Source organism: Pseudomonas sp. GW821-FHT07F05, from assembly GCF_059418765.1.
In genome coordinates, this window is sequence record NZ_JBWKQL010000021.1 from 1 (window position 1) to 23,295 (window position 23,295).

20 protein-coding genes, 1 pseudogene and 2 riboswitches are annotated in these 23,295 nt (G+C 63.1%); of the genes and pseudogenes, 10 read left to right on the plus strand and 11 right to left on the minus strand.

Annotated features, from left to right (window positions below; all coding sequences use genetic code 11):
* Positions 1-108 precede the first annotated feature (108 nt).
* Complete coding sequence (locus AC07RO_RS25970; RefSeq protein WP_495087468.1) at positions 109-1,044, minus strand: LysR substrate-binding domain-containing protein; 936 nt, start codon at positions 1,042-1,044, stop codon at positions 109-111.
* A 196-nt stretch (positions 1,045-1,240) separates the two neighbouring features.
* Here AC07RO_RS25970 and AC07RO_RS25975 point away from each other — a divergent pair.
* The 3 genes and pseudogenes from AC07RO_RS25975 to AC07RO_RS25985 all read left to right on the plus strand — a co-directional run.
* Positions 1,241-3,472 (plus strand): annotated as a pseudogene (locus AC07RO_RS25975) (heavy metal translocating P-type ATPase); the annotation flags it as partial.
* Positions 3,469-3,876, plus strand: a complete 408-nt coding sequence (gene cueR, locus AC07RO_RS25980; protein ID WP_282372326.1) for a Cu(I)-responsive transcriptional regulator — start codon at positions 3,469-3,471, stop codon at positions 3,874-3,876. The pseudogene AC07RO_RS25975 and the gene cueR, both read left to right, overlap by 4 nt.
* A 44-nt stretch (positions 3,877-3,920) precedes the next feature.
* Complete coding sequence (locus AC07RO_RS25985) at positions 3,921-4,265, plus strand: MmcQ/YjbR family DNA-binding protein (protein WP_346629827.1); 345 nt, start codon at positions 3,921-3,923, stop codon at positions 4,263-4,265.
* A gap of 27 nt (positions 4,266-4,292) precedes the next feature.
* Here AC07RO_RS25985 and AC07RO_RS25990 read toward each other — a convergent pair whose 3' ends face one another.
* Entirely contained in the window at positions 4,293-4,736 is a 444-nt protein-coding gene (locus tag AC07RO_RS25990; protein ID WP_495087469.1) for a DUF1294 domain-containing protein, read from the minus strand.
* Between the two features lie 7 nt (positions 4,737-4,743).
* On the minus strand, positions 4,744-5,574 hold the full coding sequence (locus tag AC07RO_RS25995) for an undecaprenyl-diphosphate phosphatase (RefSeq protein WP_495087470.1): 831 nt from the start codon (positions 5,572-5,574) through the stop codon (positions 4,744-4,746).
* Between the two features lie 356 nt (positions 5,575-5,930).
* On the opposite strand from AC07RO_RS25995, the gene pnuC reads away from it, so the two are divergent.
* Both pnuC and AC07RO_RS26005 read left to right on the plus strand, forming a co-directional pair.
* The gene (gene pnuC / locus AC07RO_RS26000) at positions 5,931-6,494 is read left to right on the plus strand and encodes a nicotinamide riboside transporter PnuC (protein ID WP_192172067.1); all 564 of its coding nucleotides are present in this window, start codon (positions 5,931-5,933) and stop codon (positions 6,492-6,494) included.
* A gap of 5 nt (positions 6,495-6,499) precedes the next feature.
* Positions 6,500-7,024, plus strand: a complete 525-nt coding sequence (locus tag AC07RO_RS26005; RefSeq protein WP_495087471.1) for an AAA family ATPase — start codon at positions 6,500-6,502, stop codon at positions 7,022-7,024.
* A gap of 51 nt (positions 7,025-7,075) precedes the next feature.
* On the opposite strand, the gene AC07RO_RS26010 is transcribed toward AC07RO_RS26005, so the two are convergent.
* Positions 7,076-8,413 (minus strand): sigma-54 dependent transcriptional regulator, encoded by a 1,338-nt coding sequence (locus tag AC07RO_RS26010; RefSeq protein ID WP_495087472.1) that lies wholly within the window; start codon positions 8,411-8,413, stop codon positions 7,076-7,078.
* 398 nt (positions 8,414-8,811) lie between these two features.
* Between AC07RO_RS26010 and AC07RO_RS26015 the strand changes: the two genes are divergently transcribed.
* Positions 8,812-9,078, plus strand: a complete 267-nt coding sequence (locus tag AC07RO_RS26015) for a hypothetical protein (protein ID WP_062381945.1) — start codon at positions 8,812-8,814, stop codon at positions 9,076-9,078.
* A 36-nt stretch (positions 9,079-9,114) separates the two neighbouring features.
* Here AC07RO_RS26015 and AC07RO_RS26020 read toward each other — a convergent pair whose 3' ends face one another.
* The 4 genes from AC07RO_RS26020 to cobW form a co-directional block, all read right to left on the minus strand.
* Positions 9,115-9,741, minus strand: coding sequence for a vWA domain-containing protein (locus AC07RO_RS26020; protein ID WP_495087490.1), 627 nt, complete (start codon positions 9,739-9,741; stop codon positions 9,115-9,117).
* 53 nt (positions 9,742-9,794) lie between these two features.
* Positions 9,795-10,835: a magnesium chelatase ATPase subunit I gene (locus tag AC07RO_RS26025; RefSeq protein WP_495008053.1), complete on the minus strand. Its 1,041-nt coding sequence runs from the start codon at positions 10,833-10,835 to the stop codon at positions 9,795-9,797.
* Between the two features lie 88 nt (positions 10,836-10,923).
* Positions 10,924-14,688 carry a cobaltochelatase subunit CobN gene (cobN, locus tag AC07RO_RS26030; RefSeq protein WP_495087473.1) on the minus strand — a complete coding sequence of 1,255 codons (3,765 nt, stop codon included), beginning with the start codon at positions 14,686-14,688 and terminating at the stop codon, positions 10,924-10,926.
* 2 nt (positions 14,689-14,690) lie between these two features.
* Positions 14,691-15,764 carry a cobalamin biosynthesis protein CobW gene (cobW, locus tag AC07RO_RS26035; protein WP_282372317.1) on the minus strand — a complete coding sequence of 358 codons (1,074 nt, stop codon included), beginning with the start codon at positions 15,762-15,764 and terminating at the stop codon, positions 14,691-14,693.
* Between the two features lie 127 nt (positions 15,765-15,891).
* Positions 15,892-16,123, minus strand: a riboswitch (cobalamin riboswitch).
* A gap of 124 nt (positions 16,124-16,247) precedes the next feature.
* A riboswitch (cobalamin riboswitch) is annotated at positions 16,248-16,480 on the plus strand.
* A gap of 99 nt (positions 16,481-16,579) precedes the next feature.
* Here cobW and AC07RO_RS26040 point away from each other — a divergent pair.
* The 4 genes from AC07RO_RS26040 (at position 16,580) to cobM (ending at position 18,906) form a co-directional block, all read left to right on the plus strand.
* Positions 16,580-16,795 carry a CbtB domain-containing protein gene (locus tag AC07RO_RS26040; RefSeq protein ID WP_346629822.1) on the plus strand — a complete coding sequence of 72 codons (216 nt, stop codon included), beginning with the start codon at positions 16,580-16,582 and terminating at the stop codon, positions 16,793-16,795.
* Between the two features lie 11 nt (positions 16,796-16,806).
* The gene (locus tag AC07RO_RS26045) at positions 16,807-17,526 is read left to right on the plus strand and encodes a CbtA family protein (protein WP_346629821.1); all 720 of its coding nucleotides are present in this window, start codon (positions 16,807-16,809) and stop codon (positions 17,524-17,526) included.
* Entirely contained in the window at positions 17,523-17,957 is a 435-nt protein-coding gene (locus AC07RO_RS26050; protein ID WP_346629820.1) for a cobalamin biosynthesis protein, read from the plus strand. Before AC07RO_RS26045 ends, AC07RO_RS26050 begins: the two co-directional genes overlap by 4 nt.
* A 202-nt stretch (positions 17,958-18,159) precedes the next feature.
* On the plus strand, positions 18,160-18,906 hold the full coding sequence (gene cobM, locus AC07RO_RS26055; protein ID WP_346626279.1) for a precorrin-4 C(11)-methyltransferase: 747 nt from the start codon (positions 18,160-18,162) through the stop codon (positions 18,904-18,906).
* A gap of 95 nt (positions 18,907-19,001) precedes the next feature.
* On the opposite strand, the gene nfuA is transcribed toward cobM, so the two are convergent.
* The 3 genes from nfuA to AC07RO_RS26070 all read right to left on the minus strand — a co-directional run bounded on the left by nfuA (position 19,002) and on the right by AC07RO_RS26070 (position 23,251).
* A complete protein-coding gene (gene nfuA, locus AC07RO_RS26060; protein WP_133771305.1) occupies positions 19,002-19,595 on the minus strand; it encodes a Fe-S biogenesis protein NfuA in 594 nt (197 codons plus the stop codon).
* 104 nt (positions 19,596-19,699) lie between these two features.
* Complete coding sequence (locus AC07RO_RS26065) at positions 19,700-20,719, minus strand: acyltransferase family protein (RefSeq protein WP_423574751.1); 1,020 nt, start codon at positions 20,717-20,719, stop codon at positions 19,700-19,702.
* A 231-nt stretch (positions 20,720-20,950) separates the two neighbouring features.
* Positions 20,951-23,251 (minus strand): fatty acid cis/trans isomerase, encoded by a 2,301-nt coding sequence (locus AC07RO_RS26070; RefSeq protein ID WP_495087474.1) that lies wholly within the window; start codon positions 23,249-23,251, stop codon positions 20,951-20,953.
* Between the last annotated feature and the right edge of the window lie 44 nt (positions 23,252-23,295).

Consider the following 23,295-nt stretch of genomic DNA (forward strand, 5'->3'; position numbering starts at 1 on the left):
TTTGCTTACTTTTGGTGCTTTTCAAAAGTAAGTCGCCGAAGGCGAAACAGTCTGCCCCCAGGCAGACGCTCTTGATCTTAAAGACCTTGATCTAGATCTTGAAAAAGCCTACAGATGCCCCGCCAACTCACACGCCTCCCGATCCGCCTTCTCATTCGCCCCAAAATCCTCCGCCAGCAAATCCACCAACCCCCGCACCGACGGCAACAACCCCCGCCGAGAAGGAAACACCGCATGAATCAACCCACTCGGCGGACGAAACCCCGGCAGCAACTCAACCAGCCGCCCCTCATGCAACGAATGCCGAACCATAATCTCCGGCATCTGCACCACCCCCACACCCTCCACCGCCGCCCGGTGCAACGCATCCAGATCCGACGTCACAAAGCGCGGCTGATGAGCAACCTCGATCCGCTCACCCCCCGGACCGATCAACGCCCAACGGTGCTCACGGTTCGCCGGCGCCAGATCCATACTCGGCAGCCCCACCAACTCCTGCGGCGTTCGAATCGTCCTGCCCTCCAGCAACGACGGCCGAACCACCAACCGCTGATGGCTCTCGCCCAACACCTTCATCACCAGATTCTCATCGTCCAGCGGCGGAAAACGCACCCTCAGCGCGATGTCATACCCCTCCCCCAACACATCCACCCGACGGTTAGTGCTCTCCACCTGAACCTGCACTTTCGGGTGCAGCACCAGAAACTTCGCGATCGTATCGCTCACCCCCATCGAACCCAGCGCCGGCGGGCAACTAATGCGCACGATGCCCTGGGGCTCGGACCTCGACTGCTCGACCACCTTCTCGGCGGCATCGGCCTCCACCAGCATCGCCACACAGTGCCGGTAATAATCCAGCCCCACCTCGGTCACCGTGAATTTGCGCGTGGTGCGCTGGATCAGCCGCACCCCCAGACGATCCTCCAACTGAGCGATGCGCCGGCTGAGCTTGGTCTTCGGCACCTCGATCTTGCGCGCGGCGGCCGCGAATCCCTTGTTCTCGACCACCTGCACGAAATAGTACAAATCGTTGAAGTCGTACACGGTATGCCGCTCGCCTGGCCGAAAGGGGCTGAGATTGTCGCAGGTTGCCAATGGGCTGTCCTGCGTCGGAGCGTGCAAACGATCCAGTCAACACATTCAACGCCGTGCACCTCTTGACCTTGCCAGAAGGGCAAGGTTGATCCTTACTGGCAATCGACTTGCCGGAGTGCCCGCGATGCCCAGTGCCCACACATTTGATCTGCCCATTACCGGCATGACCTGCGCCAGTTGCGCCGGCCGCGTCGAGCGCGCACTGCGCAAAGTGCCCGGCGTTCAAGTCGCCACGGTCAACCTCGCCAACGAACGCGCCCACGTCGAGGTCAGCGGGCAGATCGACCCGGCTGTGCTGGTGGCCGCCGTCGACAAGGCCGGCTACGGCGCCAGTCTCGAACAGGACCCAGCCACCCAGCAAGCCGACCAGCGCAAACGCCACGACACCGAGCGCTGGCAGTTGATCGTGGCCATTGTTCTCGCACTGCCGCTGGTCTTGCCAATGCTGCTGCAGCCGTTCGGCGTCCACGGGATGCTGCCGGGGTGGTTGCAGTTCGCCCTGGCAACGCCGGTGCAATTCCTCCTCGGCGCGCGCTTTTACGTCGCCGCCTGGAAAGCCCTGCGCGCCGGTGCCGGCAACATGGATTTGCTCGTCGCGCTGGGCACCAGCGCCGGATATGGTCTGAGCGTTTACCAATGGCTGAGCGCTGCGCCCGGCAGGATGCCGCACCTGTATTTCGAGGCGTCGGCGGTGGTCATCGCGCTGGTCCTGCTCGGCAAATACCTGGAGAGCAGCGCCAAGCGCCAGACCGCCAGTGCGATCCGGGCGCTGGAGGCCTTGCGCCCTGAACGCGCGATCAAGCTGGTAGACGGACAGGAACAGGACGTCGCCATCAGCGCACTGAGCGTCGGCAATCAGGTGGTGGTAAAACCCGGCGAGCGCTTTCCTGTCGATGGCGAGGTGATCGAAGGCCAGAGCCACGCCGACGAAGCCCTGATCAGCGGCGAGAGCCTGCCGGTGCCGAAACAGCCCGGCGACAGGGTCACCGGCGGCGCGATCAATGGCGAGGGCCGGCTGCTGATCAGCACCCGGGCGCTGGGCGCGGAAACCGTGCTGGCCCGCATCATCCGCCTGGTGGAAGACGCACAGTCTGCCAAGGCGCCGATCCAGAAACTGGTCGACAAGGTCAGTCAGGTGTTCGTGCCCGTGGTCCTGTTGATTGCCGTCGCAACGCTGGCAGGGTGGCTGATGGCTGGCGCGTCACTGGAAGCTGCGCTGATCAACGCCGTCACCGTGCTGGTCATCGCCTGCCCCTGTGCCCTCGGGCTGGCGACGCCGACTGCGATCATGGCCGGCACCGGCGTGGCCGCACGCCACGGCATTTTGATCAAGGACGCCGAAGCCCTGGAACGCGCCCATGAAGTCACCACGGTGGTCTTCGACAAGACCGGCACGCTGACTTCCGGCAGGCCGCGCATTGCCCACATGGCCGCGCTCGACGGTGATGAAAACACCTTGCTGCAACTGGCCGGTGCGCTGCAGCGTGGCAGCGAGCACCCATTGGCCAAAGCAGTGCTGGACGTGACCGCCGAACGCGGGCTGAGCCTGGATAACGTCGGCAATAGCCGCGCGCTGGCCGGACGCGGTATCGCCGGCACCCTTCGAGGCCGCGAGTTGGCGCTGGGTAATCACCGCTTGCTGCAGGAAAGCGGCTTGCTGGACGAAGGCGGCTTGGCCGGGGACGTTCTGAACGAGCGCGCTCAGGCATGGGAAGCCGAAGGCCGTACGCTGTCCTGGCTGATCGAACTGAGCCCGCAGCGTCGGGTGATTGGCCTGTTTGCTTTCGGCGACACGCTCAAGACCGGCGCTGTTGAGGCCATCGCGCAACTGAACGCCCGGCACATCAGCAGCCACTTGCTGACGGGTGACAATCCCGGCAGCGCCAGGGTGGTGGCCGAGGCGCTGGGCATCCGCGACGTGCACGCCGAAGTGTTGCCTGCCGACAAAGCCGCGACAGTCATGGCGCTGAAGAAAACCGGCGTGGTGGCGATGGTTGGTGACGGCATCAACGACGCCCCTGCCCTGGCCGCCGCCGACATCGGCATCGCCATGGGCGGCGGCACGGACGTGGCCATGCACGCCGCCGGCATCACCCTGATGCGTGGCGACCCGCGGCTGATCCCCGCCGCCCTCGACATCAGCCGCAAGACCTACGCGAAGATCCGCCAGAACCTGTTCTGGGCCTTCGTTTATAACCTGATCGGCATTCCGCTGGCCGCGTTCGGCCTGCTCAACCCGGTGCTGGCGGGCGCAGCCATGGCCTTGTCCAGCGTCAGCGTGGTGAGCAACGCCCTGCTGTTGAAAACCTGGACACCCAACAACGAATCCAAAGACGACCCCAAAGACACGCCCAACGACACGGGAGACGCCTCATGAACATCGGACAAGCCGCCAAACGCAGCGGCCTCAGCGCCAAGATGATTCGCTATTACGAATCCATCGGCCTGCTTCCGGCCGCCACCCGCACCGACAGCGGCTATCGCCTGTATGGCCCGAACGAGCTGCACACCCTGGCGTTCATCAAACGCTCGCGAGACCTGGGGTTTTCCCTGGAAGAAGTCGGCAAACTGCTGACCCTCTGGCAGGACCGCGGGCGCGCCAGCGCCGACGTCAAGGCGCTGGCCCACAAGCACATCGTCGAGCTCAACCAGAAGATTGAGGAACTGGCCGGCCTGCGTGACACCCTGCAGAACCTGGTCAGCCACTGCCAGGGCGACCGCCGCCCGGACTGCCCGATTCTGGCGGACCTGGCCTCGAATGGCGGTCGTTCAAATGGTTAACGCAGGCTGCCGGTCACCCCTCACCCGCATTCAGGAACACTCCCATGCAGATTGAAGACGTCGCCGCGTTCTGCCTGAATCTTCCGGGCGCGCGGGAGGATTACAAATGGGGCGGCGTCAGGGTGTTCTCCATCGCGGACACCAAGATGTTTGCGGTGATGGGCCTGGCGGGCAACGACCTGTCGTTCAAGGTCGGCGCCGAGTTGTTTCTCGGCTACGTCGACCGTCCGGGCGTACGGCCCGCGCCCTACCTGGCCCGCGCCCACTGGATCACCCTCACCTACCCGTTCGCCATGGGCGAAGACGAGCTGAAGGACTTGCTGACCCGCTCCCATCAATTGGTGGTCGGCAAACTGTCGAAGCGCAGGCAGGTGGCGTTGAAGCTATAACCGTCGCCGCGTCTGCTTAAAAACGGCTCAGAACAGATGCCGCGAGATCAGGCGACCGCCGAACAGCAGACGGTCCATCCAGAACAACTCGTGCAGCAGGACAATCAGCCAGAACACCAACTGGTAGGAAAACTTGCGGGTCTTGTGGCGAAACACCTGCTGAGCCAGCAGCGCGCCGGGCCAGCCACCGAGCAGTTCGATCCCGTGCAGCAGCTTTTCCGGCGTGCGCTGTCCGCTGTGCCGGGCCTGCTTCTTGTCGTAGCCATACAGGGCAAATGCGACGACGCTCATCAGTGCGTAGATCGCCGCGGGCAGCCAGCTGACGCCGCTCGTCCAATACGTGACGACCCCGTAAACCGGCAGGCCGCACAGCAACAGCAGCGCCAGCAGCTTGAGTTTCAGAAAGCGCACGGCGACGGGTTTAGCAGTGGCCGGGCGACCCGGGTTTTGCGGTTCGAAGCGTTGAGTCATCGGAAGATCAGCCCTGCACGCTGGACCAGTCGACCCAGCCGAATTGCCAGGTCGCCAGGATCAGCAAGCCAAACGCGATGCGGTACCAAGCGAACACGTCATAGCTGTGGGTCGCGATGAACTTGAGCAAACCGCGCACGGCGATCATCGCGAAGATGAACGCGGCGATGAAGCCGATGGCGAACACCGGCAGGTCGTCGGGCTGGAACAGGTGACGGTATTTGTACCCCGAATACACCGAAGCCGCGATCATGGTCGGCATCGCCAGAAAGAACGAAAACTCGGTGGCGGTCCTGCGTGACAGACCGAACAGCAGCCCGCCGATGATGGTCGAGCCCGACCGCGAAGTTCCCGGAATCATCGCCAGGCATTGCGCGAAGCCGACCTTCAGCGCATCCACCCAGGTCATCTCATCCACGGTCTCGGCGTGAATCACATGCTCGCGGCGCTCGGCCCAGAGCATGATGAAACCGCCCAGCACCAACGCAACGGCGACAGTGATCGGGTTGAACAGGTATTCGTGGATCAGATCGGAAAACAGCACCCCGAGGACCATGGCGGGCAGCACGCCGACGATGAGGTTGGCGGTGAACCGCCGCGCTTCGGGCCGGGTCGGCAGCCCGGTGACCACGTCGAGGATCTTGCGACGAAACTCCCACATCACCGCCAGGATCGCCCCCAACTGAATAATGATATTGAACGCCATCGCGCGCTCGCCGCCAAAACCGATTAGATCAGCAACGATGATCTGATGGCCCGTACTGGAAATCGGCAAAAACTCCGTGAGCCCTTCTACAACTCCAAGTATCAGTGCCTGTGCGGCGGTCCAAAGATCCATCATTCCCCCGGCTGGAGCCCGCTCATGGCAAGGCTCTCTTGATTTGTATTACAAACTGTTGCGCGAACGATAAACGGTCGAGCGTAAAAAAAGCATGAACGCAGGCTGTCTGGCTCGGGCATGAGCGCGGCGATGCTAGCAGACCTTTTTGACGAACGCGCTAGCATGAATACTGGCGCGAAGGCTTTGACGTTTGTCTCATCGTCGTTACATTTCCTCTATGAATCACGCAGGTTGCCCGGGCTGTTTTTCCAGTGCCTTTTCAGACGCATCCGACGCATCATCGCGCCCCACCTCGGGCGATAAAGCGCCTACAATCGCCGACCCGTTTTTTCATCGTTTCCTCAGGAGTCGCCATGTCAGGGCTTGAACTGTTCGCCGCCGCACTCGGTGTCATTGCCGTCTGGCTGACAGTCAAACAAAACCCGTGGTGCTGGCCGATCGGCCTGGTCATGGTGTTGCTCTACACCTGGATCTTCTTTGACGTGAAGCTCTACTCCGACATGCTCCTGCAGGTGGTGTACGCCGGGCTCCAGGTGTATGGCTGGTGGCAATGGACCCGCCGGGGCGCGGCGGACAACGGCCGCATCGTCACCTCGCTGGGCAGTGGCAGCCTGCTGCTCAGTCTGGTGGCCGGCGCGCTGGTCAGCCTTGTCCTCGGCGCGGCCATGGCCCACTTCACCGACGCCGCTCAACCCTGGCTCGACGCCACACTGACCGGCTACAGCCTGGTGGCGCAGGTGTGGATGGCGCAGAAGCGCGTGCAGTGCTGGCCGCTGTGGATCCTTCTCGACGTGATCTTCGTCGGCCTGTTTCTCTACAAAGCGCTGTACCTCACCGCCGGCCTGTACGCGCTGTTCACCCTGCTCGCCGTGCAAGGCTGGCGTGACTGGCGCGCCGACCCCGCGCTGGCGCGTTGACCGGGATGAAAGTGCTGGTACTGACAGGGCCAGAGTCCAGCGGCAAGAGCTGGCTGGCGGAAGAGATTCAACGGCAGTTCGGTGGCGTGCTGGTGGGCGAATACGTGCGCCAGTTCATCGATGAGGTGCAGCGGGACACCGTTTACGCAGACATCGATGTCATCGCCCATGAGCAGTTGGCCTGGGAAGACGCCGCCCGTTCGCTGAAACCGGTGCTGCTGATTCTTGACACTCACCTGCTGAGCAACATCCTCTGGAGTCGCGCGTTGTTCAACGACTGCCCGGCGTGGCTCGAAGCCGCACTAGCCGAGCGCCATTACGATCTGCACCTGTTGCTCTCGCCGGAAGGCGTCGAATGGATCGGCGACGGCCAGCGTTGCCAGCCAGACCTGAGCGAACGCCAGGCATTCTTCGAAGCCAGCCGGAACTGGCTGGTGGCCCATGGGCAGAACTTCGAAGTGATTGGCGGGAGCTGGAGCTACCGCAGTGAGCGAGTGTTGCAACGGGTTGCCCAGCTGATTACCGACTGAATGCCTACCAGCCGGACGTAAGCGGCACCGGACAACTCGCCCGACGCTCGATCAGCGAATCTGGTGTTTGTGCAGCAGGCGATAAAACGTCGGGCGAGAGATGCCCAGCACTTTGGCCGCCACGCTGAGGTTGTCACTGTGACGGGTCAACACATCGCACAGCGCCTGTCGTTCCGCCCGAGACTTGTACTCATCGAGAGTGGCCATGCTGGAGCTGATCTCCTCTTCGCCCAGCAGCCCGAGGTCGAATGCTTCGATCTGCCGTCCTTCGGCCAGCACCAGCCCGCGACGTACCCGGTTTTCCAGCTCCCGCACGTTGCCGGGCCAGTCGTGCTTGCCCATGGCGACCAGCGCGTCCTGACTGAAATTACGCACCCGCCGGCCGGTCTCCCGGCTGTAGAACTGGGCGAAGTGATTGGCCAGCAAGGCCAGATCGCCGTGCCGCTCGCGCAGCGGCGCGGTGCCCACCTGCAAGACGTTGAGCCGGTAATACAGGTCTTCGCGAAAACGCTTCATGCGAATGGCCGCTTCCAGGTCGACATTGGTCGCCGCCAGCACCCGCACATCGACCGGGATCCGCTCGCCTGCCGCCTCGATGTGCCGATCCTGCAGGAACCGCAACAGATTGGCCTGGACCTCCAGGGGCAGATCGCCAATCTCGTCGAGAAACAGCGTGCCGCCATTGGCTTCTTCGATGCGCCCCGTCCTGCGCTGACGTGATGCGTCGACGTCCTCCCCTGCCTCGCCGAAGAGTTCTTCCTGCAGCAAATGCTCCGGCGTCGCCCCGCAGTTGATCGAGGTGAATGGCTGCTCGCGGCGCTGGGACTGCGCGTGCAGCGTGCGCGCGATCAGCTCCTTTCCCGTCCCGCCTTCGCCACGGATCAGCACCGGCGATTCAGTGGGCGCCAGTTTGCTCAGCAATCGCCGCAATTCGCGCATGGGCCGGCTTTCCCCCAGCAGTTGCGGACCCGGGCTATCTCCGTACGGGGCGCCTTTGGCATAACTGGCACCTTTGGCACGCAGCCGTGCCATGCCGTAGGCGCGGCCTAATGTCACCTGCACCCGGGCTACATCGAAGGGCAAGGTATGGAAATCGAAAAACCACTCACAGACCAAATCACCGATGTGCTCGCGGCGCAGGTCCTCGCTGGTCAGGACTGCGATCCATTCTGTATTGCTTCGGGAGATAAGGGATTTGACCACTTCGGGGTGTTGGAAATGCTCGGGCAGCAGGCGGATAAGGCCCACGTCACAGGGACGCAGCGCTGCCTCTTCAAGGGTGCAGCTGTCGACATCCCAACCCGCGATGCGCAAGCCGGGGACCAACTGCAGGCATTCCTCGCACGGTTCGACGATCAGCAAGCGGCGGATGGAGGCCAGATCATGCATGTGAGTTTCCTTGGCGCCGGGGTCGCATAGTGATCGTGGGAAAACGTTTTTTAAACAGTAGCTTGTGAAGGCCGATTGACACCATAGCAAGATTTTTGACGCGTCCTTGGATCGATTATCTATAAGCCTAAGATCGAAACGTGCTTAGCAGCGTGGCCTGAGATAGACGGCGATCGGGCGTGCGCTGCCAAGGCATCGCAGGAGTTTGGCCCAAACGCGGGGAGGAAGCGCGACCGAACCGACGCTTAAAATAAATCAAGAAATTTCAGAAATGGGTGTGACTCAGCCGTGGGGGACGGTCATCAGTACAAGTAGCAACACAAGTAGCAATACGCGTAACCACCGAGCGAAACGCCCGCCGCCGGTGCCAACGGATACGGGCACTTTGAGGACAGTCCATGAACGCCCCCTTGCGCTTCAACGATGCTTTGCTGATTGCCGGTCACGCCTTTGAACCCTTCCAGTGTGTGGCTTGGGCCCCGCAGGACGGCAATGGCGAACTGAGCCTGACCGTCGTCGACCGCACCAGCACCCGCATTGGCCGCAAACAGATTCCCAGCAGCGCCTACTCCGATCCGAAACAACTGGCGCAGTTCCTGGAACAGGCCCGTGCCGAGATCAGCGGCGAAGGCTACAGCCTTGAGCCGTGGACCATGCCCGCCTGAAGACCTGCTGATCTAACCCCTGCCGACGACGGACGCTCAGCACTCGTCGATGTGGCGGTAGTCGGCGTCCAGCTGCGCGGCGATGTCCCGGGCGCGGCCCAGTCGAATGGGCCCGCGCTCGATATCGATCAGCAACACGGGGCCGCCGAACAAGGGAAGCGGCTGCGCCGGTCGTGTTGATAGCGCCGGCATGTCCTTGACGCGCCCGTCCGTGAGAATCAGCACCCGTTGCTGTTCCGCCGGGCAGCGCTTCTGCCGTTTTGCTGACCAGTCCGCCGCCTGATTGATCGCGTCAAACAGCGGCGTGCCGCCCCCAGCACCCAATGCATCCAGCCAAGGTTGCAACGCGGCGCTGGCTTTCAAGCCCTGATGCTGCCAGCGCGCGCCCTTGCCGCTGGCGGTGAGCAACGCCAGCCTGGCACGCTGCCGATACGCATCATCGAACAATTCCGCCAATAAACCCTTCGCCTGACTCAACGCCTGATTGCGCCGGGTCGATGCCGACGCGTCGACGATCACCAGCCAGAGCTGCTCCGGCCGGCGACTGCGGGGCTGACGTACCAGATCGTCACGAACCCGAGGGCGGCCGCGCAGCAAGGTCGGCAGCCAGGCAATGGCGCCCTCCGCACCGGGGCGGGCAGCGCCGTTTCTACCGCCGACCAGTGCGCCCGGTCGAGGGCTGGCATTCGCCCCCTTTGACAGGCGGGGGCGAATGCCTAGGGCTTTTTTGGCCAGTGGGGTACTTCTTTACGACTGCCCGTCTGCACGCTGCGGGCGGGTAACTCACCCCAACTGCCCTCGCCGGTTTCTGGCGCGTCATGCTGCGGCTGAGCGCCGTTGTCGGGTCTCGGCGGGCTTTGCTCTGATGACGCAGGCGGCGGGGATTGAGACTGATGCGGCGGTTGCGGCTCCCGACGACGATGGCGCAGAGCGAAATCGGCCACGGCGTCGATGTCGGTTTCGGTGATCTGAGCACCGCCGCGCCAGGCGGCATGGGCACGGGCCGCGCGCAACCAGACCAGATCCGCACGCAAACCGTCGACCCCGGCCGCAAAGCAACGCTCGGTGATCAGGCCCAGACTGACGTCATCCAGCTCGATGGTCGGCAACAGGCTCCGGGCGGTTTCACACCGCGCCTTTAACGCCTGCTGCTGCGGGGCCCAGTGCTGACAGAACGCCTCAGGCGCGGCGTCGAAATCCAGACGGCGGCGAATGATCTGCCCGCGCTGTTCCGGCAATGTCTGCCCGCTCAACGCCACGTTCAGGCCGAAACGGTCGAGCAACTGCGGGCGCAGTTCGCCTTCTTCCGGGTTCATGGTGCCGATCAGCACAAAGCGCGCGGCATGGCGATGGGAAATGCCGTCGCGCTCCACCAGATTGACCCCGCTGGCGGCCACGTCCAGCAGCAGGTCGACCAGATGGTCCGGCAGCAGATTGACCTCGTCGACGTACAACACGCCGCCGTCCGCCTTGGCCAGAACCCCCGGCGAGAATGCCGCGCGGCCCTCGCCCAGCGCCGCGTCGAGGTCCAGCGTGCCGACCAGGCGCTCTTCGGTTGCACCCAGTGGCAGCGTGACGAACTGACCGCTGGCCAGCAGATCCGCCAGCCCTCGGGCCAGGGTCGATTTGGCCATGCCCCGCGGGCCCTCGATCAGCACGCCACCGATTTTCGGGTCGATGGCGGTCAGGCACAGGGCGAGCTTCAGGTCATCGGCACCGACGACGGCAGCGAGGGGAAAATGTGGGGTGTCGGTCATGGTCGGTTCTCGTAAAGCCGCGGGTCAATCACAGTGTTCAATCCAGTCAGGCGTTTGCACAGGCTGCTGTGCAGGCCCTCATTCACGCTCATGACTCTTCGATGTCCAGCAACAGATTCTCCAGCGCCTCGCGGTACTCGCCCGGTTCCTGCCACAGGCCGCGCTGCTGCGCCTCGAGCATGCGCTCGGTCATGTCCCGCAGCGCATCCGGGTTGTGCTGCTGGATGAAATCACGGGTCGAGGCGTCCAGCAGATAGGCATCGGCCAGCAGCGCGTATTGGTGATCGTCGATCAGCTCGGTGGTAGCGTCGAAGGCGAACAGGAAATCCACCGTCGCCGCCATCTCGAACGCACCCTTGTAGCCGTGGCGCTTGACCCCTTCGATCCACTTCGGGTTGGCCGCCCGGGAGCGCACCACCCGGTTGAGCTCTTCCTTCAGCGTACGGATCTTCGGCAGATCAGGCTGGCTGTGGTCGCCGTGATAACTGGCGACTTTCTCGCCGGACAGGCTTTCCACTGCCGCCAGCATGCCGCCCTGGAACTGGTAGTAATCGTTTGAATCCAGCACATCGTGTTCGCGGTTGTCCTGGTTCTGCAGCACCGCCTGAACCTGGCTCAGCCGCTTGGCAAAACCGTCACGGGCCGGCGTGCCTTCGTCGCTGCCGCCGTAGGCGTAGCCGCCCCAGGTCAGGTAGACCTCGGCGAGGTCTTCGCGGCTCTGCCACAAGCGCCCGTCGATGGCGTTCTGTACCCCTGCGCCATACGCGCCTGGCTTGGCGCCGAAGATGCGCCAGCCAGCCTGCTTCGCCGCTTGCTCGACATCCAGACCGTCGCGCTGCAATTGCTCGCGCTCCTGGCGCACGCGGGCGGCCAGCGGGTTCATGTCGTCGGGCTCGTCCAGCGCCGCGACGGCCTGCACCGCGGCGTCGAACAGGCGGATCAGGTTGGCGAACGCGTCGCGGAAGAAACCGGAAACCCGCAGGGTGACATCGACCCGCGGCCGGTCGAGCAGGCTCAGGGGCAGGATCTCAAAGTCATCGACGCGCTGACTGCCCGTCGCCCACACCGGACGCACGCCCATCAGCGCCATGGCCTGGGCGATGTCGTCGCCGCCGGTGCGCATGGTCGCCGTGCCCCAGACCGAAAGCCCCAGTTGACGGAGATAATCACCATGATCCTGTAAGTGCCTCTCCAGCAACAGATTTGCCGACTGGAAACCAATGCGCCACGCGGTCATGGTCGGCAGATTGCGCACGTCCACGGAGAAGAAGTTGCGCCCGGTCGGTAGCACGTCCAGCCGTCCTCGGCTGGGGGCGCCGCTCGGGCCGGCCGGGACGAAACGCCCACTTAGCGCGCTGAGCAGGTTCGACATTTCGGCTGGACCGCAGGCGTCTAGGCGAGGGATAACCACTTCATGCAGAGACTGAACAACATCGGACAAGCTGTTGTTTGCAAAGGTATTACTGATAGGCACGCCGCTGGCAATCTGCTCAATCATCTGCGCGGCCAACAGCTCCAGCCGCTCGCGGGTATCACCCGTCGTGCGCCATGGTTCAGCGCTGACTTCATGTAATGCGTGAGGTTTGTCGCCGGTCCATGGCGCACCGAGATCACAGTCCAGCGGGTCGAAATCCAGCGCCAGCGCCTGACTCAATGCCCGCAGCAGACTGGCCTGACCGCCGCGACCATCGCCGCGAGGCACGCGCACCATGGCCAGCAGCGTGTCGATGCGCAGCCGGCCGATGGGCGACTCGCCGAATACGTGCAAGCCGTCGCGGATCTGCGATTCCTTCAGGTCACACAGGTAGGTGTCCAGGCGCGGCAGCCACACGGCGGCGTCGGCCTCGCTGTTGGCGTCCCCGTCCATCGCCAGCTCGCGGTCGATGTGGGTCTCGCGCACCAGCCTGAGAATGTCTTTTTGCAGCTCCCTGGCGCGGCGCGGATCAAGCAGCTGCGCTTCGTAATATTCGTCCGCCAGCAGTTCAAGGTCGCGCAACGGACCGTAGGTTTCGGCGCGGGTCAGCGGTGGCATCAAGTGGTCGATGATCACCGCCTGGGTGCGGCGCTTGGCCTGGGCGCCCTCGCCCGGATCGTTGACGATGAACGGGTAGATATTCGGCATCGGGCCAAGGATCGCGTCCGGCCAGCAATACTCGGACAGACCGACGCCTTTGCCCGGCAGCCATTCCAGATTGCCGTGCTTGCCGACGTGGATGACAGCGTGAGCGCCATAGCGTTTGCGCAGCCAGAAGTAAAACGCCAGATAGCCGTGGGGCGGGACCAGATCAGGGTCGTGATACACCGCGCTGTGGTCCACGTTGTAGCCCCGCGCCGGTTGAATGCCGACGAAGGTCATGCCGAAACGCAGGCCGGCGATCATCATCCGCCCGTCCCGACACATGGGGTCGGTGTCAGGGGCGCCCCATCGCGCGATGACTGCATCGCGATTGGCTTGCGGCAGCGCTTGAAACGCCGCCCTGTACTCGTCCATGGCCATGCTCTGGTGGCACGGCCGTTGATCGAGGCTGTCCGGATCGTTGGTGACGCCGCCGAGCAAGGCGTGAATCAGCGCAGTACCGGTCTCGGGCAGGCCCTCAACCGGGTAACCCTCGGCCTGCATGGCCTTCAGGATGTTCAGCGCGGCCGCCGGGGTGTCGAGGCCGACGCCGTTGCCAATGCGCCCGTCGCGGGTGGGGTAGTTCGCCAGAATCAGCGCTACGCGCTTGTCGGTGTTGGCGGTGCGGGCAAGCAGCACCCAGCGCCGGGCCAGTTCGGCGACGAAATCCATGCGTTCCGGCTGGGCGCGGTAGCAAACCACGTCGGACTGACTGCGCTCGCTGTGCCAGGCCAGGTCCTTGAAGCTGATTGGCCGGCTGATGATGCGCCCGTCCAGTTCCGGCAGCGCGATGTGCATCGCCAGGTCTCGGGGGCCCAGCCCTTGGGCGCTTGCCTGCCAGGCGGGTTCGTTGTCCTGGGCGCAAATGGCCTGAATGACCGGGATGTCTCGGCGAAACGGCCGAACATCCGGCGCTTCCGGGCTGGATTGGGCGAAGCCGGTGGTGTTGAGAATGACCTCGCAATCCACCTCGTCGAGCCAGTCCTGTATCGCGCTCATGCAGCCGGCTTCCTTCAGGCTGGCGACGGCAATCGGCAACGGGTTCAGGCCCTGGGCCGACAAGCGCTCGCAGAACACATCGATGAAACCGGTGTTGGCTGCCTGCAGGTGGGAGCGATAGAACAGCACGGCCGCGACCGGCTGATCGGCGCGCCAGTCGGCCTGCCAGCGGGCCAGGTCGGCGTTGGCGTGGTGCGGGTGATAAATCACGGTGCGCGGCAGGGTCTGCGGCTCGGCCCAGGGGTAGTCGCCACCCAGCCAGCGGGTGGCGATGAAATTGAACAGCGCCAGCGCGTTGTGCTTGCCGCCCTGACGCAGGTAATGCCAGAGACGCTCGCGGTCTTCGACGGATTCCGTGCTCAGGCCGCTCAGCTCGGGGTCTGGCCGATCACAGCCCGGGACCAGAATCAGCTTCACGCCTTTCGCGGCCAGCTCCACCAGCCGCTCGACGCCATAACGCCAGTAGCCGATGCCGCCGTGCAGGGAAATCAGGATGACTTTGGCGTGGCGCAGCACCTCGTCCACGTACAGATCCACCGACGCATGGTTTTGCACCTGCATCGGGTTGGCCAGGCGCAGGCTCGGGTAGCTATCCGGCAATTGCCGCGCGGTTTCAGCCAGCAGCGCCAGATTTGAGTCGGCGCTGCACAGGATCACCAGCTCGGCGGGCGTCTGGCCCAGGTCAGCGATGCTGTCGTCGGGGACGAAGCCGCCGGGCTGTGTACGCAGCAGGTGCATGGTTAGCCTTTTATGCCTGAGACTGCGTCGCGCAATTGCGCTTCGAGGACGCCGGCGTCCAGTTCCTGGCCGATCAGCACCAGGTGGGTTTCCCGGGCTTCGTCTGCTTTCCAGGCGCGGTCGAAATGCTTGTCGAAACGCGTGCCGACGCCTTGCACCAGCAGGCGCATGGGTTTGCCGGGAATGGCGGCGAAGCCTTTGACACGCAGGATGCCGTGCTGGACGACGGCCTGGGTCAGCGCGTCGAGCAACAGCGATTCGTCGGCCTGGGGCAGCGTGATGGAGATGGAATCGAAGGCGTCATGGTCGTGGTCATCATGATCGTCGCCTTCGTGGTGATCGTGGTGGGTCTTGCGCCCGTCGATGTGCAGCTCGGATTCGGCGCCCAGGCCCAGCAATACGCTGATCGGCAGCTGGCCCCGGTTCGCTTCGACGATCTTCACCGCCGGCGGCAGTTCTTCGGCGACTTCGGCACGCACGGCGGCGAGAGCATCAGCGTCGAGCATGTCGGCCTTGTTCAGCACGACGAGATCGGCGCTGGCCAGTTGGTCGGCGAACAGTTCGTGCAGCGGCGATTCGTGATCCAGGTTCGGATCGAGCTTGCGCTGGGCGTCGACTTGGTCCGGGAACGCGGCGAAGGTGCCGGCGAGCACGGCCGGGCTGTCGACCACGGTGATCACGGCGTCGACGGTGCAGGCGTTGCGGATTTCCGGCCACTGGAAGGCTTGGACGAGGGGTTTCGGCAGGGCCAGGCCCGAGGTTTCGATGAGGATGTGATCGAGGTCGCCGCGACGGGCGACCAGTTCCTGCATCACCGGGAAAAACTCTTCCTGAACGGTGCAGCACAGGCAGCCGTTGGCCAGTTCGTACACGCGACCGACGGCTTCTTCTTCGGTGCAGCCGATGGTGCATTGCTTGAGGATGTCGCCGTCGATGCCCAGTTCGCCGAATTCGTTGACGATGACGGCGATGCGTCGGCCTTCGGCGTTGTCGAGCATGTGCCGCAGCAAGGTGGTTTTGCCCGAGCCGAGAAAGCCGGTGACGATGGTGACGGGGAGTTTGGCCAGTGTTTTCATCGGTTGCCCTCAGGCGTGCGGCGGGGCAACGAGGACGAAAACAGCGCAGGCCGGTGGAAGCAGGCGCGCGGTTCGATTCGCCACCGGATCACCCCGCCCGGTTGTAGTGGAATTCCTCGGCCGCTTGCAGGCGGTCCGATTCGAGGCAGGTCTCCTGGCTCACGGCGGCCGGTCGCTGACAGGCATCATCAGGCGACTGGTATTCATCGCGCCTTCCCGCTCGCGCAGTGGCTGTGCAATGAAGCTGTCCGTTTACAGTTGCGGGGGCAGCTGCGGCTTGATACCGCATTCCCTTCTTAGCGCCGGTGGCCTTGGTAGTTGATAAAGGCGCCCGGCGAACCTCAAGTGCGCAAGGCTACGCAGTGACTGGAGGCCGGTCAATCGCGCTTTGCAATGATCGCCGCACCAATTGACGCACCGATCGCTGCATTGATTGACGCATCGGCTGAAGGGCCGATTGACGAGCCAAACAGCCCGTGGTCTGCTACACACCTTGTTACGGGTGCCCTTCACAGGGTGAAACGGGAAACCGGTGCGTACAGACCTTCGGGTGTGTATCAGTCCGGTGCTGCCCCCGCAACGGTAAGCGAGTGAAGAGTCAGATCCACTGTGTCGGCATCGATATGGGAAGGCGATTCTTGAAGGCACGACGGCTGTAACGGCTGATGCATGTGCCCCTCGCGAGCCCGGAGACCGGCCCGATAACGCTACATAACACAACCCGCGGTGGGCGGGCGCTGTTGATCACTGCCGGCCTTCGCCTGCGGTGTCTTCGCGTCTTTCCGTCCGCTGAATCCACTTCAGAGGGAAGCGCCATGTCCATCAGCACACCCCGCCAGACGTCCGGCACCGGCACCAGCACAAACACCACAACAGCCGTGACCGCCACCCAAAACCAGCGCCTTGTCGCCGCCGTCAGCGCGATGTTTCTCGGTGCGTTTCTGGTGTACTTCGCCGGTTTCTCCCACATCGATGCGGTGCACAACGCGGCACACGACACCCGTCACAGCTCCGCCTTCCCGTGCCATTGAGACCCGCCGCCATGTTCAAGCGAATTGCGCAAACGGCCGGGTTCAGCGGACTGCTCGCCGCCCTGCTGTTGACACTGCTCCAAAGCTTCTCGGTGGCGCCACTGATCCTGCAGGCGGAGACCTACGAAAAGGCCCCGGCTGCCGAGATGCACGAGCACGCCGAGGGTGCGATGGCCGGCCACGTCCATGACGCCGAAGCCTGGGAGCCGGAAGACGGCTGGCAGCGCGTGCTGTCCACCACCGGCGGCAATCTGGTGGTCGCGGTCGGCTTCGCCCTGATGCTGGCGGCGCTGTACACCCTGCGTACGCCGACCAGTGCCCGCGAAGGCGTGCTGTGGGGGTTGGCCGGTTATGCGGTGTTCGTGCTGGCGCCCACTCTTGGTTTGCCGCCCGAGCTGCCCGGCACTGTCGCGGCGGATCTGACCCAACGGCAGATCTGGTGGGTCGGCACCGCCGCCTCCACGGCTTCAGGCCTGGCATTGATAGTGTTTGCACGGCACTGGGTGTTGAAGGCCTTGGGCGCGGTGATCCTGGTGGTGCCGCATATCGTCGGCGCGCCGCAACCGGCGGTGCATTCGGCACTGGCGCCGGAAGCCCTTGAAGCGCAATTCAAGATCGCGTCGCTGCTGACCAATGCGGTTTTCTGGATTGCCCTGGGCTGGATCAGCGCCTGGTTGTTTCGGCGCAATGAAGCGACCGAGACGCACGTCGGTTTGAAGCCTGCTCTGTGAATGAAGTGCGCGATCGGCCGCTGTGGGTGGTCGGTCTGGGCTGCCAGCGCGGCTGTTCGGCGCTGGAGCTTCGGCAGTTGATGGAGCATGGGTTGCGGGAGGGTCGTCTTCAGCTGACAGACGTTGCCGCCCTCGCCTCCATTGACGGCAAGTCGGCCGAGGTGGGGCTGCTGGCACTGGGTCATGAGCTGGGGCTGACGATCGGGTTTTTCAGCGCGGGTGATCTGGCGGCTTACGAGGCACAGCTGACTTACCTTTCGGACATCGCCTTCGAACGCACCGGCTGCTACGGCGTGGCAGAAAGCGCGGCGCTGGCGATGGTGACACGGTTGACCGGCGCGCCCGCGACCTTGGTCATCCCCCGCCGAAAAAGCCCCCACGCGACCTTTGCTCTGGCAACCGCAAACGTTAGGGCTGGAGCAATCTCATAGGCCGGCTCAATCTTGTAGGACCGGCTAGAACTGTAGGACCGGCTTTAGCCGGGAAGACGTCAGTAGTCACACCGCAGATTTTGATGGTGTGCCCGAGGGCCCCTTCCCGGCTAAAGCCAGTACTGAAAAGTCAGACCGAGTGCGCTCAGGGAGAATGCATCCGACGAGCCACTGCTCAAATGAACCCCAATCAGGAAACCCCATGACTGTTTTTTTCATCGGCGCCGGCCCCGGCGATCCGGACCTGATCACTGTCAAAGGCCAGCGGCTGATCCGCTCCTGCCCGGTGATCATTTACGCCGGTTCCCTGGTGCCTGAAGCAGTGCTGGAAGGTCATCAGGCGATCCAGGTCACCAACAGCGCTCCATTGCACCTTCAGCAGATCATCGAGCTGATGAAATCCGCTCATGCACAGGGCCAGGACGTGGCGCGTGTGCATTCCGGCGATCCGAGCCTGTATGGCGCGATCGGCGAACAAATCCGCTGCCTGCGCGATCTGCAGATCCCCTTCGAAATCATCCCCGGCGTCACCGCCACCGCCGCCTGCGCCGCGTTGCTCGGGACAGAGCTGACGCTGCCGGACATCTCTCAGAGCGTGATCCTGACCCGCTACGCCGACAAAACCGACATGCCCGAAGGCGAAAGCCTGGGCGATCTGGCACGGCACCGGGCAACCATGGCGATCCATCTGGGGGTCAATAACCTCGGCAAGATCGTTGCCGAGCTGACGCCGCACTATGGCGCCGACTGTCCCATTGCCGTGGTGCATCGCGCCAGCTGGCCCGATCAGGATTGGGTCACCGGCACACTGGCAGACATCGAGGAGAAGGTGCGGATCAAGGGATTTCGTCGCACCGCGCTGATCCTGGTGGGTCGGGTACTGGGCAACGACGTGTTCAGCGAGTCATCGCTGTATCGCGCGGGCCATGCCCATGTGTTCAGGCCCTAGCGTGCGCCTCTAGACCTTGGCGAGCGCCCACAAAAAAGCCCCGAACTCGTCGGGGCTTGCCTGCAACACCATACTTCCTGGAATCACACGTTGACTCAGTAGTACGCGTTTTCTTTCTGGGTGTGGTCGGTCACGTCACGCACACCGGTCAGCTCGGGGATGCGCTCCAGCAATGTGCGCTCGATGCCTTCCTTGAGCGTCACATCTGCCTGACCGCAACCCTGGCAACCACCGCCGAACTGCAGAATGGCGACATTTGCCTCATCTTCTTCCACCACCTCGATCAAGGTCACCTGGCCGCCGTGACTGGCGAGACCCGGGTTGATCTCGGTCTGCAGGTAGTAATTGATACGCTCGTTGATCGGGCTGTCGGCGTTGACCATCGGCACTTTGGCGTTTGGCGCCTTGATGGTCAGTTGACCACCCATGCGGTCAGTCGCGTAATCGACAACGGCGTCGTCCAGAAACGCTTCGCTGAACGCGTCGATCCAGGCGGTGAAACTTTTCAGGCCGATGGCCGTGTCTTCAGGTTTCTCTTCGCCCGGCTTGCAGTAGGCAATGCAGGTTTCAGCGTATTGGGTGCCAGGCTGGGTAATAAACACGCGGATGCCGATGCCGGGGGTGTTCTGCTTTTCCAGCAGATCGGCCAGGTAATCGTGGGCGGCATCAGTAATCGTAATAGCGGTCATGAAAATTCCTCGCAGACGTGGGGCGCAGTTTACGCCAATCAACTGCGCCTGACAAAGCCCTAGTGTTTTAGTCAGGTAAGCGGTTCGCCTCGACTAAAAACCCGTCACGACAGAGCTGCTTCCTTGCTCGCCCTTCTCTGATCCAGCCAGCCCTTCATGCGTCGGTACAGGCCCTTCTCGATCCACTCATAACTGAGCCACGCCCCCAGAGCGATGACCGGCACACACACGGCAAACACCACATACGGGTTAACGCCATAACGTTCGCTCACCAGCCAGCCCGCATACAGCACCAGCACGTGGAGCAAATACACCGAATACGAGCAGTCGCCCATGACTTTGAGAAGGCGGTAGTTGCGCAGATAGGGTTCGAGGGAGATGCAGGCCACCACAATCACAGCGCTTGGCAGGCCCCAATTGATGATGCGAGGCGCCGGTTGCAGGTGGTCGATGGTGAACAGCGCGGCGCCGATCGCGATCAATGGCAACCACAACCGTTCGCTGATCCAGCCCCGGCGATACATCACGCCGACGAAGATGCCGAGGAGGAATTCGTAAACGATGTCATTGGCGTAGAACCGGCTGACCAGGCCCGACCGACCCAGCACGTCAGTAATGGCGAACAGCGCCGCCGCGAGGATCAACGGGCGCAGACGCTGCTGAAAGAGAAAGACCATCGAGAACAGCACGTAGAACAGCATCTCGTAGTTCAGCGTCCAGCCCACGTTGAGGGTGGGATAGAGGCCGTAACCGCCGGGGTTTTCCGAAGGGATGAACAGCAGCGACAGCACAAAGCTCTGCCAGTCGACCACCTGGTGGGGCAGCAGCGGTTGGGCGACCACGACCAATACGCCCATCACCAAGGTGTACAGCCAGTACGCCGGGACGATACGAATAACGCGGTTGAGCATGAAACGGCCGGCGGGGATGTCCTTGTCCACGGTTGACAGATAGATGACCAGACCGCTGATGACGAAAAAAATGTCGACGCCGACCGCGCCTTTTTCAGTGAAAAAGCGGCCGACTGGCCCACTCGGTTGGAAGTCGAAAAAAATCTGCATGAAGTGGTGACACACAACGGCCCACGCGGCGAGTGCCCGCAGGGCCTGAACCGAAATCAACATCTGCAACCTCTTGCTTCGTCTGGATTGACCCCTGGCGCTATACCGGCAAAGGCACGGCGTCGGAGAGCGACTCACAGGGTCCGACTTCGAAAATTGCAAAAAGGTTCGGCGCCACTGACGGGCTGCATAATGGCTGCACGCCATGTCCAATAAGGGTTTCCCCGTTTGAAGCAGCGTCAGCCGGGCCGACGCCGAATGTGAAGATTCCTTAAATGACAGCGCCCCTGCGACTCACAGATTCTCGTACCGATTCATGTCCAGCACCCCTGCCTCGCGGGGTTCGGTTTCCTGAAGGTAGCGGTCCAGGTCGTGGAAGTAGGTCCAGAATAATGGATGGCTGCGGCGCACGCCCCAGCGCTGGACGATGGCGTCAAACGCCTGCTTGTGATCATGGGCCTGCTCCATCGCGCCAACAAACGCGCCGACTTCGCTGGCCGGGATATTGAACATGAAATTCGGGTAGCTGCTCAGCACTCCCGGGTAGATCGTCAGCGTGTCCAGGCCCGGCTGGTAGCGGTAATCCTCACCCATCAGAAAGGCGACGTTACTGTGGGCGCGGTTGCGCAGCATGCTGTAAATGATGCGTTTGCCGCTGCCGTCCTGGATTCGCAGCATCGTCGCCTCCGGCAACTGGTGAATGACCTTCAGCCCAGCCGCCGGCCGCGACGTCAGCCGGCTCAGTGCCTGCTCCACTCCGCTGAACACCGGGTCCAGTCCCTCACGCGAACAATAGGCGCCGTCGCAGCGATTGATCGGGTCCGGCGTCACGTTCAAGGTGCCCGCACGCTCGATCAACTTGCGCTCGAAGTCACGTTTGGGGTTGTGCTCATCGAGGTTCAGGCCGGTCGGGGTGTGATCGTCGATGGCCTGATAATCCAGCCACATCTTCACTTTGCCGCCGTTCTGGTACCAGTCACCGAGGATGTCGTCACGCTTGTCCGCCGGCATCAGGCGCAGGAAATTGACCTCGGCGCCGTTGCGGATCAGGTCGAAATACAGACGCGTCTGCACCTGATGGGAAACGTTGCCGTAGACGTCGAAATTCACCGCCAGCTGGTAATAGGTGCGCTCCAGCAAGGGGTAGTCGAACAGCCAGACGCTGTTGGGCAGCGCGCCGATCAGGCCTTTGTTTACCGAGGCGCTGTCGAAGTGGCGGAAGATGGTCAGCAGCGCATTGTCGTTCCCCGCCCACAGGGTCGCCCATCCCGGCGGCGGCATGTGCGCGTAGGCATCGCTGCGCAGGTCTTCGTATTGATTGCGCTTGTCGCGGTAGTCGTGCCACAGGGTCAGAACGCTGCCGATGTCATCGTCCTGCCCCGGCATCGCCAGCAACGGCGTGGCCTTGGCCCGATAGGCCGCATCGGTGATGTAACGGTCGTGGCCGGGCTCCTGGAACAACGCCCAGAAATGATCGCGAATCACGTCCGTGGCGATCTCGCCGCGACACACCGGGCCGCGAATGAAGGTGCGCACGAAGTATTCGGCGTTATCCAGCATGAACTGGTAACGCGCGACGGCGGGGATCTGCTGGAACGTTTCAAACGGGTTGGCCCGATGCTGCGGACCATAGCCGGGCAGCTCGGTGGCATGCCAGGTCCCGCTGTAGAACAGTTGCTTGACCCGGGCCAGCTTCTGCGGGCCCATCGGGTAGGTGATGTGGGTCTTGTGGACGATAACGCCCTGCACCGGCATCAGGCGGTAATAGAAGGTGGTGCCAGGATCATCGTCGGGGCGGCGCGTGGCGATCAGGTCGACGGGTTGGCCGCTTGGCGTGCGCGAGCGCACCCACTGGAAGAAATGCCCCGGCTCGCCGTCGCTGAAATACACGTGGGCGAGAAACAGATGTTCGTACAGCCAGCGGCCGACTAGCGCTTCGCTCGATCCGGGACGATTGAGCAGGCTTTCCCATTCGTTGATCTGCATCGTTTCCCGCGCACTCGGTTGCAGCGGCGTCTGTTCCACCGGCGCCCCGGCTGCCAGCCAGCGTTGCAGCGTGCTGTATTGAGCGTCGGTGAGGCCGGTCACCGCCAGGGGCATGCCCTGCCCCGGACGCGCCTTGGCATAGGCGGCAAACTCGTTGGGCAACGGGCACATGTTCTGGCGATTCAAGCCCAGCACGATGTCGTCCGGCAGCCGCGCGTTGGGCACCAACGGCGCGCCGTGCCCGAACTCGAGCATCTTTGCCATCAGCGCCGCCTGATTGCTCTGCCCGTCCAGCACTGAATAAAAGCCTTTTTTACGCCAGGCGTCAGGGCCCTGCGCGTCGACGAAAATCCGGGTAGGTGCGACCGCGTTGCTGCGGTCGCCTTCGTAAACCGGCACCTTCGATGCACCGCGCAGCACACCTTCGCCGCTGCCCAGGTTCAGCTGGCAGGCAGCGTCATTGCACGCATGGCAGGCAACGCACTTCTCGGTGAAGATCGGCTGGATATCACGGCTGTAGGAAATAGCCGGAGACTGAAGGGGTGACTGCGCGAACGCTGCACCGCAAAACAACAAGGCCAGGGAACTGGCGAGCACGCGATGCAGCATGGAACGGGCGTCCTGAAAATGATTCGGCCGAATTCTACCTGTGG

Bases quoted from the DNA above. Each gene is read 5' to 3' on its own strand.
- cueR (WP_282372326.1), top strand. From the start codon at position 3,469: ATGAACATCGGACAAGCCGCCAAACGCAGCGGCCTCAGCGCCAAGATG.
- AC07RO_RS25985 (WP_346629827.1), top strand. From the start codon at position 3,921: ATGCAGATTGAAGACGTCGCCGCGTTCTGCCTGAATCTTCCGGGCGCG.
- AC07RO_RS25990 (WP_495087469.1), bottom strand. From the start codon at position 4,736: ATGACTCAACGCTTCGAACCGCAAAACCCGGGTCGCCCGGCCACTGCT.
- AC07RO_RS25995 (WP_495087470.1), bottom strand. From the start codon at position 5,574: ATGGATCTTTGGACCGCCGCACAGGCACTGATACTTGGAGTTGTAGAA.
- pnuC (WP_192172067.1), top strand. From the start codon at position 5,931: ATGTCAGGGCTTGAACTGTTCGCCGCCGCACTCGGTGTCATTGCCGTC.
- AC07RO_RS26005 (WP_495087471.1), top strand. From the start codon at position 6,500: ATGAAAGTGCTGGTACTGACAGGGCCAGAGTCCAGCGGCAAGAGCTGG.
- AC07RO_RS26010 (WP_495087472.1), bottom strand. From the start codon at position 8,413: ATGCATGATCTGGCCTCCATCCGCCGCTTGCTGATCGTCGAACCGTGC.
- AC07RO_RS26015 (WP_062381945.1), top strand. From the start codon at position 8,812: ATGAACGCCCCCTTGCGCTTCAACGATGCTTTGCTGATTGCCGGTCAC.
- AC07RO_RS26025 (WP_495008053.1), bottom strand. From the start codon at position 10,835: ATGACCGACACCCCACATTTTCCCCTCGCTGCCGTCGTCGGTGCCGAT.
- cobN (WP_495087473.1), bottom strand. From the start codon at position 14,688: ATGCACCTGCTGCGTACACAGCCCGGCGGCTTCGTCCCCGACGACAGC.
- cobW (WP_282372317.1), bottom strand. From the start codon at position 15,764: ATGAAAACACTGGCCAAACTCCCCGTCACCATCGTCACCGGCTTTCTC.
- AC07RO_RS26040 (WP_346629822.1), top strand. From the start codon at position 16,580: ATGTCCATCAGCACACCCCGCCAGACGTCCGGCACCGGCACCAGCACA.
- AC07RO_RS26045 (WP_346629821.1), top strand. From the start codon at position 16,807: ATGTTCAAGCGAATTGCGCAAACGGCCGGGTTCAGCGGACTGCTCGCC.
- cobM (WP_346626279.1), top strand. From the start codon at position 18,160: ATGACTGTTTTTTTCATCGGCGCCGGCCCCGGCGATCCGGACCTGATC.
- nfuA (WP_133771305.1), bottom strand. From the start codon at position 19,595: ATGACCGCTATTACGATTACTGATGCCGCCCACGATTACCTGGCCGAT.
- AC07RO_RS26065 (WP_423574751.1), bottom strand. From the start codon at position 20,719: ATGTTGATTTCGGTTCAGGCCCTGCGGGCACTCGCCGCGTGGGCCGTT.
- AC07RO_RS26070 (WP_495087474.1), bottom strand. From the start codon at position 23,251: ATGCTGCATCGCGTGCTCGCCAGTTCCCTGGCCTTGTTGTTTTGCGGT.